We start from the raw sequence: 13,244 nt of genomic DNA on the forward strand, positions 1-13,244 counted from the left end.
GAACGAATCCACGGCGTCGCTATGTGCGCCAGCACTTTTGGGTGCACGGTACGCACGTTTACATAGACCCGTCGGCCAGCGTTTTCATCTCCTGTCGAACACCGTTGAGCGGTAACCAACCCGCGTATATCAGTCCGACAACACCGTCGCGAGTAACGACCACCACACACCGCGGCGGGTGGCCAACCCCACAACAGCCCCTGAGAAGGAGGCAATTTCGCCATGGGACTTGACAGAGCAGCACTACATATCAGCGACGAGCCTCGAAGGGTCCTGGCGAGACGAGTTGCGAAGCCCCTTCGTGACGCTCGCAAGCGCCAGCGTAGGTGCGGTGATCGTCCGACTTCAGACGCGCGTCACTAGCTGAACAGCGACGCCGAGCCGAGCACGCGGGTCACGCTGATCTCGATCACGACGCGGCGCGGGTTCGGCCTGGGCTCCCGGTATCGCTGGGCGTAGCGCTGCTCGGCCTCGCGCACGCGCTCGGGCTCACGACGCACCGTGGCGGGACCCTCCAGGGTCAGCCATCGCGGGCCGTCGACATTGGTGACGGCCGCGTAGCCACCCCGCTCGGTGTTGCGGACCTTCTGATTGCCGTCCGAGGTGATGACCCGAGCCAGGCCGGCCTCGGGATCCCAGGTGAACCCGACGGCGACGGCGTGGGGGGTGCCGTCGGCGCGCAGCGTGGTGAGGGTCCCGAGGTGGCGTTCGACGAGGAAGGCGAGCGCATCGGGCCCGAGATCGGCGGCGGTACGAGGCATGACACCAAACTAGCCGCGACGCCGCACACGGTCGGTCGCGGGGCCGATGCGATACTGGCAGCCATGGCGTCACGCAGCAGAGGGGCATCAGCGCGTCCGGACACCGACCCGTCCGGTGCCCTCGTGCTGTTCGGCGGCCGCAGCGAGATCGGCGTCGCCACCGCGGCGCGCCTCGCACCCGGGCGGACTGTCGTCCTGGCGGCCCGCCGTCCCGACGACCTCGCGGCCGAGTCCGCACGACTGCTCGATGCCGGTGCAACCGAGGTACACACCGTCGCCTTCGACGCGAACGACACCGACAGCCACCCCGCGCTCGTCGAGTCGTTGGCGCAGCGACACGGGCCGATCGGGATCGCGATCATCGCGTTCGGCATCCTGGGCGACCAGGCCCGCGCCGAAACCGATGTGGCGCATGCACTTCAGATCGCGCACACCGACTACTACGCCCACATCAGCGTGCTGACGCCGCTCGCGTCGGTGTTGCGTGCGCAGGGCTCCGGAACCATCATCGTCTTCTCCTCGGTCGCCGGTGTCCGGGTGCGCCGCGCCAACTACGTCTACGGGTCGACCAAGGCGGGCCTCGACGGATTCGCGAGCGGACTCGCGGATGCGCTGCACGGCACCGGCGCTCGCCTGCTGCTGGCCCGCCCGGGCTTCGTGATCGGCGCGATGACCCGCGATCTGATGGCGTCCGGGGTGAAGCCGGCCCCGCTGTCGCGGGATGCCGAGCAGGTCGCCGACGCGGTAGCTCACGCCTACCGCAAGGGCCGCGGCGAGGTCTGGATCCCCGGGACGCTGCGTCCGTTGTTCTTCGGGATGCGACTGCTGCCGCGTGACGTGTGGCGGAGACTTCCCCGATGACGTCTCCGGACACCGAAGTCACGTCGTCTGTCCCGTCCGAGCTCGTCCCATCGGAGTTCGTGGTGGTCGGGATCGGCGCCGACGGTTGGTCCGGTCTGGGCGAGACCGTCCGCGACGAACTTCGCCGCGCCCGCGTGATCTACGGCGCTACGCGGCAACTGGCGCTCCTCGACGGCGCGGTGCCCGAACTGGACGCCGAACTGCGACCGTGGCGGTCGCCGATGTCGGAACACCTCGCAGAAGTGGTCGAGAGCGAGGACGCGGACGCCGTTCACCCGGACACGATCCACATCCTGGCGAGCGGCGACCCGATGTTCCACGGCGTCGGTGCGAGCATCATCGCGCGCGTAGGTGCCGACCGGGTACGGGTGTATCCGGCCGTGTCGAGCGCGAGCCTCGCCTGTGCGCGTCTGGGCTGGGACCTCGCCACGACCCGGATCGTCAGTGCGGTGCGCGCCGAGCCGGGCGTGGTGCTCGGCGAGGTCACCGACGGGGCTCGCGTACTGGTCTTGAGCCGCGACGAGACCACACCCGCCGCACTCACCGGCATCCTGGTCGACGCCGGTTTCGGTTCGTCCACGATGACCGTCCTCGAGCAGCTCGGCGGGCCGGCCGAACAGATCGCCACCGGTACGGCCGAGACCTGGCGCCGCCGGGCCGGCGACCCGCTCAACATCGTCGCCGTCGACTGCGTCGGACCCCGCCGGTCCCGGCTCCCGGGCCGGCCGGACGACACCTATGAACACGACGGCCAGATCACCAAGTCGACGATCCGTGCCCTCTCCGTGTGCGCGTTGGAACCGGCCGGCGCGCAGCTCCTCTGGGACATCGGGGCCGGGTCGGGCAGTGTGACGATCGAGTGGTTGCGCGCGGACGACCGGGGAGTGGTCGTCGCCTTCGAACGCGATCCCGATCGCGCTGATCGATTGCGACGCAACGCCACCCGACACGGGGTGGCGCATCGGCTCTCGGTGCGGGGCCCGGCTCCCGACGGCCTGTCCGACGCACCGCAACCGGATGCCGTCTTCATCGGTGGCGGACTGGACGAGGAGATCCTCTCGCTCGTCTGGACCAGGCTGCCGGACTCGGGGCGGCTCGTCGTGAACGCGGTGACCGTGGAGAACCAGACGCTTGTCACGCGCTGGCACGCCCGACACGGCGGTGACCTACGACGCCTGTCGGTCGAAACCGTGGCACCGCTCGGCACGATGCACACCTGGCGCCCGGCTCTGCCGATCGTGCAGTGGGCCGTCGCGAAGACGGCACCCCACGCTGCCGCCGCGGATACGACGGAGGCGCTCCGTTGACCGTCTACTTCATCGGGGCCGGCCCGGGTTCGCCCGATCTCATCACGGTGCGCGGAGCGCGGCTGCTGGGGGAGTGCCAGACCTGCGTCTATGCCGGGTCACTGGTGCCCCCGGAACTGCTCGACCTGTGTCCCGACGGTGCCGAACTGATCGACACCGCCCGGATGCCGTTGTCGGACATCATCGATGTCATCGCGGCGGCCGTCGGCAAGGGGCACGACGTGGCCCGCCTCCACTCCGGTGACCTCTCCGTGTACTCGGCGATGTCCGAGCAGCAGCGTGAGCTGACCGCGCGCGGAATCGATCACGAGATCGTGCCCGGTGTCCCGGCGTTCGCGGCTGCCGCGGCGGCACTCGACACCGAACTCACCATCCCCGGTGTCGGCCAGAGCCTCCTGATCACGAGGGTCTCCACCCTGTCGACGGACATGCCGCCGGGGGAGGACCTCGCGACCCTGGCCCGGACGGGGGTGACACTCGCGCTGCATCTCGCAGCCCATCGCGCCGAGGAGATCGTGTCGGCGCTCACCCCGCACTACGGCGATGACTGCCCCACCGCCACAGTCGCTTTCGCCAGTCGGGAGAACGAGCAGATCGTACGGTGTCCGCTCAACCGGTTGCCCGAGGCCCTCGACGCCGCCGACATCCGGAGGACCGCGGTCGTCTTCGTCGGTCACGTGCTCGGTCCGCGCCGGTCGGACGTCACCGACAGCTATCTGTACTCGCATGCGCGGATGACCAAACTCCGCGCTGATCGCCACTCGACGTCGTGACCGACCAGAGCCCGCCGGATCCTGTCCCGCACGTCCTGATCCTCGGCGGGACCGGGGAGGCGCGAGCGCTCGCATCGACCCTCGCCGACACCGACATCGCGTTCATCAGTTCCCTCGCCGGCCGGGTGAAACACCCCCGCCTACCGGTCGGGCCGGTGCGCATCGGCGGGTTCGGCGGATCCGACGGGCTTCGGGAGTGGTTGCAGAGCAACCGCATTCAGGCAGTGGTCGACGCGACCCATCCATTTGCCGCGACGATCACCCGCAATGCGGCGCGAGCCACCGCCGATGCGGGTGTGCCGCTGCTGCGCCTGCGTCGCGATCCGTGGGTGCCCGGCGACACCGACACGTGGATCCGTGTGCCCGACCTCCCCGCCGCCGCGCGGGAGGTGGCCGCCCGCGGCAGACGTGTCTTCCTGACCACCGGGCGCCAGGACGTCGGTGTCTTCGCGGGGATCGACTCGGCGTGGTTCCTGATCCGGGTCGTCGACGCCCCGACCGGAGCGCTTCCGCCGCATCACGAGGTGCTGCGCTCACGGGGTCCCTATGACCACGAGTCGGAGCGAGATCTGCTGCGGAACAACGACATCGACCTTCTCGTCACGAAGAACAGCGGCGGAACGCTGACCTCGGCCAAGCTGGCGGCCGCGGCCGAACTCGGGATCGCGGTCATCATGGTCGACCGGCCCGCCGAACCCGACACGCCGGTCGTCTCAGATGTCGGTGCCGCCCGGAACTGGCTCGAGGAGCTGTCCGGCTGAGTGGTCGGCGGTGGGATCGTCGCTGTCGACCGGGTGGTGACTGCGCGGCGTGAACACCAACGTTCCGGCCGCGCGCGACACGACCTTTGTCGCCGACGACCCGATGATGATCATCGTGCGCATGTCGACGACCGCGGGATCGAAGTCCGCGACCGTGGTCGTGGTGAGTTGCTGCTCCGGACCACCGACGTCCCGTCCGAGGACGACGACGCGATCGGGCGACACCGTCTGCGAGAGAGTGTGTTTGAGGGCTCCGACCTGCCAGGTGCGGCTCGCCGAGCCCGGGTTGTAGATGGCGATCACCAGGTCGGCGCCGAGTGCGGCTCGGATGCGCCGTTCGATGACCGACCACGGCTTCAACCGGTCGGAGAGCGAGATGATCGCGAAGTCATGCCCGAGGGGCGCTCCCACGGCAGCGGCGACCGCGGTCGCCGCCGTGACGCCGGGTACGACGCGGACGGGCACTTCGTGCCACCGGGGCTGCGCGGCGACCTCGGCAACCGCCGCAGCCATCGCGAACACGCCGGGATCACCGGACGAGACGACGGCGACGCGAGCGCCGCGTCGAGCCAGGTCGAGCGCGAACTCGGCCCGCTCGGTCTCGACCCGGTTGTCGCTGGCGTGTACTCGCTGCCCCGGCCGCGGGGTGACGCGCTTGAGATAGGTGGTGTAACCGACGAGGTCGGTGGCCGTGGCCAGTTCGGCGCGGACCTCCGGGGTGGTCCAGCTGTCGTGACCCGGTCCGAGGCCCACGACGACGAGTTCACCGGGCACGGGCTCCGGTTCGAACATCGGATTGTTGCGGCGTCCGGGGACGACGAGGATCGAGAAGTACGGCACCTCCGCGGGATTCACGTCGGCGGCCGGCAGCACCCGCTCGACGGTCGTCGACGCGCGTTCGACGTAGAAGGCCTCGTCGAGACGCCCGGCCTCGCGGAGGGCGTCGCGCACCCGCTCGAAGGTCCGACCGAGTTTCATGACCACGATCGCGTCCGCGGACCGGAAACGGAAGAGCAGCTCCGAGGTCGACGCGGTGCCGGGCACGACGGTCAACGTCTCCTCGCCCTCGACGAGCGGGACCCCGGTCGCCGCGGACGCCGCGCTGACCGAGGTGACGCCGGGCACGATCTCGGCGTCGAAGTGCGGTGCCAGGCGCTTATGCATGTGCATGTAGGAGCTGTAGAAGAGCGGATCGCCCTCGGCGAGCAAGACGACATCGCGGCCCGCACGCAGGTGCACCGCGAGACGTTCGGCACTCTCGGCGTAGAAGTCGTCTAGCGCGCCCTGATATCCGCCGGGGTGGTCGGTCGTCTCGGTGGTGACCGGGTACATGAGACGTTCCTCGGTCTGGCCGTCGCGCAGGTAGGGTGCGGCCACCGATCGCGCGATGCTGTTGCCGTGTCGCGCAGAGTGATACGCGATCACGTCCGCGGTGCTGATCAGGCGGGCGGCCTTGACGGTCATCAGCTCGCTGTCACCCGGGCCGAGTCCGATGCCGTAGAGCGTGCCTGGACCTGACTTCTGTCCGGCCGCGGTGCTGTCAGAGTTCATGTGATCCAACATCATTCCTGCGGGGTCGCGAGCGCGTTGACCGCGGCCGCGGTGATCGCCGATCCACCACGCCGACCCGTGACCGTGATGAATTCGAGGTCGTCGCGTTCGGCCAGTGCCGCGCAGGATTCGACCGCGCCGACGAAACCGACGGGTGCCCCGACGACGGCGGCGGGACGCGGTGCGCCGTCGTCGATCATGTCCAGGAGCGCGAACAGTGCGGTCGGCGCGTTGCCGATCGCGACCACGGCACCTTCCAGGCGCGGCCGCCAGAACTCCAGTGCCGCAGCGGTCCTCGTGGTTCCCATCTTCTCGGCGAGGGCCGGGAGGGTGGGTTCGGACAGGTGGCAGAGCACCTCGTTGTCCGCGGGGAGACGCTTGCGCGTGATCCCGGACGCCACCATGTTGGCGTCGCAGAGGATCGGGGCGCCGGCCTCGAGTGCACTGCGTGCGGCGGCCACGACGCCGGGCGTCGCGACCACGTCGTGCGTCAGGTCGGTCTGGCCGCACGCGTGGATCATGCGGATGACAACGGTCGCGACGTCGGGCGCGAACGCGGAGAGGTCGGACTCGGCGCGGATCGTGGCGAAGGACTGGCGGTAGATCGCGGCGCCGTCACGCAGGTACTCGGTCATGGTGGGAACGAGCCTAACGGCGCCGCCGTTCGTATCCGCCGTCGGGCGTGGCCTGCACCGACAGGTGCGATTCGGCCGGCGACCCGCAGCCACGGGCGCAGCCCACCCAGTGTTCACGCTCCTCGACGGGGTCGCCGTCCTGCACCCGGGCCACCAGGTCGTCCCGGACCGGCGCATGCGCGGACGAGCAACCCGGGGCTCCGACGCAGCAGCTGACCTGGGCCCATGGCGAAGCGGCGTCGAAGATCAGACCCATCGGTGCGAGCACGCGGACGACGGTCTCGGCCACGCCTTCGCCGAGGTCGCACAGGAGGATCTCGCGGTCGGGGGTGAACACGACCGGCGCCTGCACGGCCGCGATGAATTCCGCCAGCCGGGCCGGCAAGCGTCCGAGTTCGACGACCGCGCCGAGCAGCACCGCGCCGTCGTCCTGGTCGAACCAGCCGACGATCGGTTCCTCCGAGGCGACCGGTGCCGCGTCCGGGTCGGCCCCGATGACGGGATCCAGCGTCGGGGCGACGAGTTCTGCGAGCCGGAGCCGGGAGTCGTCGTCGAGGTCGCGGACCCGCCAGGCGCCGGGCGAGACCTCGCCCAGACCCGCGGCCACCGCGATGAGCGCGCGGACGATCGCCTCCGTACCGGTGGCCGATCCGACGGCCGTCCCGCCGATGAGCACATCCGCGGCCAGGGGAGTGCCGCCCCGGATCACCGCGCACGCGTCGGGTCGTCGTCCGGCGATGTCACCGCGCCCGTCGTCGATGCCGAACAGGAACCGGCCGGACAGGGTGGCCGCGGCCGGGTCGGCCCGCAGGGCGTCGTCGAGGGCCGCGGCGAGCGGACGCGCATCGGCGACGCCGCCGATGCGACCGGTCAGGGGGCTGAGCTCGATGTTGCGCACCTTGTCGTGGCTGCTGCTCGGTGCGAGCCCGGCGGCGACGACGGCCTGCGCGACGGCTTCGACGTCGGTGATCCCGCGCAGCTGGAGGTTGCCGCGCACCGTCAGTTCCAGGTGCCCGTCGGCGTGGTCGGCGGCGGCCCGGGCGAGCGTCTCCAGCTGGTCCGGACGGATCCGTCCGCCCGGCAGGCGGACACGGGCCAGCGCGCCGTCGGCCGCCGGGTGCGTGTCGAAGACGCCTGGGCAACGGTCGGTGGCGGCCCGGGCTGGCTGGTTCATCCCACCAGCCTACGACCGGCGGGCGTGGTGGCCGTAGGCTGAACGCACCGCGAGCGGGCTGAAGCCGGTGCGATTCCGGCGCGGTCGCGCCACTGTGACCGGGGGTCGGCATCGGCCGGACATCCGGAAGTCAGACCAGTCCCTCGCACTGCACCCGCCACCCACGGCACCGACACGCACCGGGCGCGACAACCCGGCGAGGAGACACGATGATCCTGCTGCTCTCGACCTCGGACACCGACCTGCTCACGGCCTCGGCTGCCGACGAGGGCAGCGAGTCGCCTAATGCGTCGGTGTCCTACCGCGGCGCGAATCCGTCTCGCATCCTGATCGAGGACATCCCGCGCCTCGCCGCCGACGCCGACCTCATCGTCGTGCGCATCCTGGGCGGCGTACGCGCCTGGGAGGACGGGCTGGCCGCGGTCGAGGCGACCGGCAAGCCGCTCGTCGTCTGCTCCGGTGAGCAGCAGCCCGACCCCGATCTGATGGCGCACTCCACCGTGCCCTCCGGCGTCGCCGCCCAGGCCCACGACTATCTGGCCGCCGGCGGCGTGGCCAACCTGGTGAACCTGCACCACTTCCTGTCCGACACCGTCCTGCTGACCGGCAACGGGTTCGAACTCCCGCAGCAGACCCCCGCGTGGGGTGTGCTCGAACGTTCCTCGCGCCCCGGGGCTTCTGCGCTGCCTGACGTTTCTCCGCTCCCTGAGGCTTCGGCTTTGCTCCCTGAGGTGCGAGGAGCGCAAGCCGCCGGGCCGAGCGAGCGACGAAGGAGCGCGTCGAGGTCGACGAGCCACGAAGGGCCCGACGCCCCGACCATCGCGGTCCTCTACTACCGCGCCCAGCACCTGGCGGGCAACACGCGGTACATCGCCGCGCTGTGCGATGCGATCGAGGACCGCGGAGCCCGTGCGCTGCCGATCTTCTGCGCCTCGCTGCGGACCGCACCCGACGACCTCCTCGAGCTGCTCGGTACCGCCGACGCCCTCGTGGTCACGGTGCTGGCCGCCGGCGGTGCCACCCCGGCCACCGCATCGGCGGGTGGTGACGACGAGGCGTGGAACATCGAACGGCTGGCCGCCCTCGACATCCCGATCCTGCAGGGTCTCTGCCTCACCGGTTCCCGCGCGGACTGGGAGGACAGCGACGACGGCCTGTCGCCACTCGACGTCGCCACCCAGGTGGCGGTGCCCGAGTTCGACGGCCGCATCATCACCGTGCCGTTCTCCTTCAAGGAGTTCGACGACGACGGATTGCCGTGGTATCAGCCGGATCTCGAGCGCTGCGCACGGGTGGCAGGGATCGCCACCGCGCACGCCCGGTTGCGTCGGACCCCGGCCGCCGACAAGCGGATCGCGGTCATGTTGTCGGCCTACCCGACCAAGCACGCGCGGATCGGCAACGCCGTCGGTCTCGACACCCCGCGCAGCCTGCTGCGCCTGCTCGCCGCGATGCGCGACGCCGGCTACGACATCGGCCCGGAGGCCGGCCCGGACGCGATCCCCGGTCTCGCCGAAGATGATTCGGATGCGCTGATCCACCAGATCATCGCAACCGGTGGTCAGGATGCCGACTGGCTCACCGAGGAGACCCTCGCCGCCAACCCGATCCGCCTGTCGGCGCGCGACTACCGGTCGTGGTTCGACACCCTGCCCGAGGGTCTGCGCTCGGCGGTCACCGAACACTGGGGTCCCGCACCGGGCGACCTGTTCGTCGACCGCACGCACAACCCCGACGGCGACATCGTCATCGCCGCACTGACCTTCGGCAACATCGCGATCATGGTGCAGCCGCCGCGCGGGTTCGGCGAGAACCCGGTCGCGATCTACCACGATCCCGATCTGCCGCCGTCGCACCACTATCTGGCCTCGTACCGGTGGATCGCGGCGCACGACACCGGCTTCGGCGCCGACGCCATCGTGCACGTCGGCAAACACGGCAACCTCGAGTGGCTGCCCGGCAAGAACCTCGGCATGTCGGCGGACTGCGGGACCGACGCCGCCCTCGGCGACCTCCCGCTCGTCTACCCGTTCCTGGTGAACGACCCGGGCGAGGGGACGCAGGCCAAGCGCCGCGCTCATGCGGTTCTCGTCGACCATCTGATCCCGCCGATGGCGCGCGCCGAGTCCTACGGCGACATCGCCCGGCTGGAACAGCTTCTCGACGAGCACGCCAACATCTCCGCTCTTGACCCGGCGAAGCTGCCCGCGATCCGCCAGCAGATCTGGACACTGCTGACCGCGGCGAAGATGGACTCCGACCTCGGGCTCACCGAACGGCCCGACGAAGAGGTCTTCGACGACATGCTGCTGCACGTCGACGGGTGGCTGTGCGAGATCAAGGACGTGCAGATCCGTGACGGGCTGCACGTGCTCGGCGAGCCCCCGCGCGACGACGCCGAGGTCGACCTGGTCCTCGCCATGCTCCGCGCACGCCAGCTCTGGGGCGGCACGTCGGCCCTCCCCGGCCTTCGCGAGGCCCTCGGACTCGTCGAAGACGGCTCGGCCGAACGCGGTTCCGTCGACGCCGTCGAGGCGCAGGCCCGCGAACTCGTCGCCGCCTGCGCGAAGGACGACTGGTCGACCGAAGCAGTTGCCGCGGCAACCGCGGGACTGCCCAGCGCGGTCGGGGATGTGCTCACCTTCGCGGCGACCGAGGTCGTCCCGCGCCTGCGTCAGACGACCGGCGAGGTCCCGCGGGTGCTGCACGCACTGGACGGCGGGTTCATCCCGGCCGGACCGAGCGGGTCACCGCTGCGCGGGCTGATCAACGTGCTGCCGACCGGACGCAACTTCTACTCGGTCGACCCGAAGGCCGTGCCCTCGCGGCTGGCGTGGGAGACCGGCCGCGCGATGGCCGACTCCCTGCTCGAGCGCTACCTGACCGACCACGGCGAATACCCGGCGTCGGTGGGGCTGTCGGTGTGGGGGACCAGCGCCATGCGCACCTCGGGTGACGACGTCGCCGAGGTGCTCGCGCTGCTCGGGGTCATGCCGGTGTGGGACGAGATGTCGCGGCGGGTCTCCTCGCTCGAGCTCATCGGCCTCGAGGAACTCGGCCGTCCCCGCATCGATGTCACGGTCCGCATCTCCGGCTTCTTCCGGGATGCCTTCCCGCACGTCGTCACCATGCTCGACGACGCGGTCGCGCTCGCCGCGGCCGCCGACGACGAGTCCGACGAGCAGAACTTCGTCGCCGCCCACGTGCGCGCCGCGATGTCCGAGCACGGCGACCGGCGGCGGGCCGTGACGCGTGTCTTCGGTTCCAAGCCCGGCACCTACGGCGCGGGCATCCTGCAACTCATCGACTCACGGGACTGGCGCAGCGATGAGGACCTGGCCCGCGTCTACACCGAGTGGGGCGGTTACGCCTACGGGCGCGACCTCGACGGGGTGCCCGCGGTCGACGACATGCGCGCCGCATACAAGCGGATCGCCGTGGCGGCCAAGAACACCGACACCCGCGAACACGACATCGCCGACTCCGACGACTACTTCCAGTACCACGGCGGCATGGTCGCGACCGTTCGCGCGCTGACCGGTTCCTCGCCCGAGGCCTACATCGGCGACAGCACCCGCCCCGACTCCGTCCGCACCCGCACGCTGTCGGAGGAGACCAGCCGGGTGTTCCGCGCCCGCGTCGTCAACCCGCGCTGGATCTCGGCCATGCAGCGCCACGGATACAAGGGTGCGTTCGAGATGGCCGCCACGGTCGACTACCTCTTCGGGTACGACGCGACCACCGACGTCGTCGCCGACTGGATGTACGAGAAGCTCACCGAGTCCTACGTCCTCGACGAGACGAATCAGCAGTTCATGCAGCAGTCCAACCCCTGGGCGCTGCACGGCATCGCCGAACGTCTCCTCGAGGCCGTCGAACGCGACATGTGGCGCGAACCGCCGGCCGAGCTGCTCGACGCCCTCCGCACCGTCTACCTCCAGACCGAGGGCGACATCGAGGGCCGCGGCGAGGACGCGTAGCGAGCGGACGAGAGTTGATCCGCCCACCGCTGGTTGAGCCGCCCACCGCTGGTTTCAGTGTCAGGGTTGTCTAGCCACTTCGGTGGTGGTTGGGTTCTGACCATCAGGCATCTCAGTGTCAGGGTTGTCTAGCCACTTCGGTGGTGGTTGGGTTCTGACCATCAGGCATCTGGCTCTACCGCTGGTTACCGCCCCTGGCTGTATTGGGCTGGTGTTGGCTCATTGTGCCGATGCCTGGTGTGTCAGGACCGGCCGGCGTGACTTGATAGGAGCGTGGCATCGCCCCGACTGAGATGTGTCCGCCGACCGGCCCGACTGTCGCCACTCCACTCTGACAGGAAGGCATCTTCCATGATCGTTATCGGTGCCGATGTGCACAAGCGCACGCACACCTTCGTCGCGGTCGACGCTGTCGGCAAACAACTCGGATCCACGGTGGTGCCGGCCACGACGGCCGGTCACCGCACAGCCATGCAGTGGGCTCACGCTCGTTTCGGTACCGAGGTGTTGTGGGCCATCGAGGACTGCCGCAACATGTCGGCCCGGCTCGAACGCGACCTGCTGGGCGCCGATCAGAAGGTGGTGCGGGTAGCGCCGCACTTGATGGCCGAACATCGGCGTACCGGACGTGAACGCGGCAAGTCCGATCCGATCGACGCGTTGGCTGTGGCTCGGGCCGCTGCACGCGAACCCGACCTTCCGGTGGCGTCTCACGATGCCGTGTCCTACGAGATGAAAGCTCTCGTGGACTATCGGGATTGCCTTGTGCGCGAACGAACCTCGAAGATCAACCGGGTGTTGTGGCGGGTGCATCAACTCGATCCCGAGTACCACATAAAAAAGGGTGGGTTGACGGCGAAGAAGCATCAGAAAGCGCTGCAAACCTGGCTGGAGCCTCACAGCAGTGTCGATGCCCGCCTGGCAGGCAAGGAAGTCGCCGCCATCTACGACCTGACCGTGGAGATCAATGAGGTCGAAAAGGAGATCACCAAGAAGGTTTCCGACGCGGTGCCCACCCTGTTGGCGATGCCCGGCTGTGGCGCGCTCAGCGCCGCGAAACTCCTCGGCGAATCCGCCGACATCACCCGCTTCCCCGGGGAGGCCCAGTTCGCCCGCCACGCGGGAATCGCCCCAGTGCCGGTGTGGTCGGCCAACCCCGGACGCCATCGACTCACCCGGTCGGGCAACCGCCAGATCAATGCCGCGATCCACCGCATCGCGCTGACCCAGGCACGCATGCCCGACACCCTCGGCCACGCCTATTACGAGAAGAAGAAGGCCGAAAACAAGACCCCTCGCGAGGCGATGCGCTGCCTCAAACGCCGCCTCGCCCGCGTCGTCTACAACCACCTCACCACCGACCACCACGCCCGCACCCGCAAAGCCGACAACCCAACACCCGCCGCCGCTTGACATAGGAGCTATGAGCTTGTCAAAACCA

General features: G+C 69.7%; 10 protein-coding genes and 1 riboswitch. Of the genes, 6 read left to right on the top strand and 4 right to left on the bottom strand.

Going from position 1 to position 13,244, the window contains the following annotated elements:
• Nucleotides 1-359: 359 nt before the first annotated feature.
• The gene (locus tag LEL84_RS02875; protein ID WP_226513275.1) at nt 360-761 is read right to left on the bottom strand and encodes a PPOX class F420-dependent oxidoreductase; all 402 of its coding nucleotides are present in this window, start codon (nt 759-761) and stop codon (nt 360-362) included.
• Between the two features lie 63 nt (nt 762-824).
• Between LEL84_RS02875 and LEL84_RS02880 the strand changes: the two genes are divergently transcribed.
• The 4 genes from LEL84_RS02880 to LEL84_RS02895 are packed head-to-tail and all read left to right on the top strand — an operon-like array spanning nt 825 to nt 4,463.
• Nucleotides 825-1,622 (top strand): SDR family NAD(P)-dependent oxidoreductase, encoded by a 798-nt coding sequence (locus LEL84_RS02880; RefSeq protein ID WP_226513276.1) that lies wholly within the window; start codon nt 825-827, stop codon nt 1,620-1,622.
• Nucleotides 1,619-2,929: a precorrin-6y C5,15-methyltransferase (decarboxylating) subunit CbiE gene (gene cbiE, locus LEL84_RS02885; protein ID WP_226513277.1), complete on the top strand. Its 1,311-nt coding sequence runs from the start codon at nt 1,619-1,621 to the stop codon at nt 2,927-2,929. The genes LEL84_RS02880 and cbiE overlap by 4 nt, the downstream gene beginning before the upstream one ends.
• Nucleotides 2,926-3,702 carry a precorrin-4 C(11)-methyltransferase gene (gene cobM, locus LEL84_RS02890; protein WP_226513278.1) on the top strand — a complete coding sequence of 259 codons (777 nt, stop codon included), beginning with the start codon at nt 2,926-2,928 and terminating at the stop codon, nt 3,700-3,702. The genes cbiE and cobM overlap by 4 nt, the downstream gene beginning before the upstream one ends.
• On the top strand, nt 3,699-4,463 hold the full coding sequence (locus LEL84_RS02895) for a cobalt-precorrin-6A reductase (RefSeq protein WP_226513279.1): 765 nt from the start codon (nt 3,699-3,701) through the stop codon (nt 4,461-4,463). Before cobM ends, LEL84_RS02895 begins: the two co-directional genes overlap by 4 nt.
• On the opposite strand, the gene LEL84_RS02900 is transcribed toward LEL84_RS02895, so the two are convergent.
• The 3 genes from LEL84_RS02900 to cobG are packed head-to-tail and all read right to left on the bottom strand — an operon-like array spanning nt 4,416 to nt 7,823.
• Nucleotides 4,416-6,014, bottom strand: coding sequence for a precorrin-2 C(20)-methyltransferase (locus tag LEL84_RS02900; protein WP_226513280.1), 1,599 nt, complete (start codon nt 6,012-6,014; stop codon nt 4,416-4,418). The two genes, LEL84_RS02895 and LEL84_RS02900, sit on opposite strands and share 48 nt — an antisense overlap.
• An 11-nt stretch (nt 6,015-6,025) precedes the next feature.
• Nucleotides 6,026-6,649, bottom strand: coding sequence for a precorrin-8X methylmutase (locus tag LEL84_RS02905; protein ID WP_226513281.1), 624 nt, complete (start codon nt 6,647-6,649; stop codon nt 6,026-6,028).
• A gap of 13 nt (nt 6,650-6,662) precedes the next feature.
• The gene (gene cobG / locus LEL84_RS02910; RefSeq protein WP_226513282.1) at nt 6,663-7,823 is read right to left on the bottom strand and encodes a precorrin-3B synthase; all 1,161 of its coding nucleotides are present in this window, start codon (nt 7,821-7,823) and stop codon (nt 6,663-6,665) included.
• 60 nt (nt 7,824-7,883) lie between these two features.
• Nucleotides 7,884-7,961, top strand: a riboswitch (cobalamin riboswitch).
• A gap of 71 nt (nt 7,962-8,032) precedes the next feature.
• On the opposite strand from cobG, the gene cobN reads away from it, so the two are divergent.
• The gene (gene cobN, locus LEL84_RS02915; protein ID WP_226513283.1) at nt 8,033-11,803 is read left to right on the top strand and encodes a cobaltochelatase subunit CobN; all 3,771 of its coding nucleotides are present in this window, start codon (nt 8,033-8,035) and stop codon (nt 11,801-11,803) included.
• Nucleotides 11,804-12,154: 351 nt separating this feature from the next.
• On the top strand, nt 12,155-13,216 hold the full coding sequence (locus tag LEL84_RS02920) for an IS110 family transposase (RefSeq protein WP_165630636.1): 1,062 nt from the start codon (nt 12,155-12,157) through the stop codon (nt 13,214-13,216).
• Nucleotides 13,217-13,244: the final 28 nt, after the last annotated feature.

This window comes from Gordonia sp. WA4-43 (genome assembly GCF_020520305.1).
Taxonomy (GTDB): Bacteria; Actinomycetota; Actinomycetes; order Mycobacteriales; family Mycobacteriaceae; genus Gordonia; species Gordonia hongkongensis.

What these genes read in the sequence shown, in the direction of transcription:
- LEL84_RS02875 (WP_226513275.1), bottom strand. Translation starts at nt 761, where the DNA reads ATGCCTCGTACCGCCGCCGATCTCGGGCCCGATGCGCTCGCCTTCCTC.
- LEL84_RS02880 (WP_226513276.1), top strand. Translation starts at nt 825, where the DNA reads ATGGCGTCACGCAGCAGAGGGGCATCAGCGCGTCCGGACACCGACCCG.
- cbiE (WP_226513277.1), top strand. Translation starts at nt 1,619, where the DNA reads ATGACGTCTCCGGACACCGAAGTCACGTCGTCTGTCCCGTCCGAGCTC.
- LEL84_RS02900 (WP_226513280.1), bottom strand. Translation starts at nt 6,014, where the DNA reads ATGAACTCTGACAGCACCGCGGCCGGACAGAAGTCAGGTCCAGGCACG.
- LEL84_RS02905 (WP_226513281.1), bottom strand. Translation starts at nt 6,649, where the DNA reads ATGACCGAGTACCTGCGTGACGGCGCCGCGATCTACCGCCAGTCCTTC.
- cobG (WP_226513282.1), bottom strand. Translation starts at nt 7,823, where the DNA reads ATGAACCAGCCAGCCCGGGCCGCCACCGACCGTTGCCCAGGCGTCTTC.
- cobN (WP_226513283.1), top strand. Translation starts at nt 8,033, where the DNA reads ATGATCCTGCTGCTCTCGACCTCGGACACCGACCTGCTCACGGCCTCG.
- LEL84_RS02920 (WP_165630636.1), top strand. Translation starts at nt 12,155, where the DNA reads ATGATCGTTATCGGTGCCGATGTGCACAAGCGCACGCACACCTTCGTC.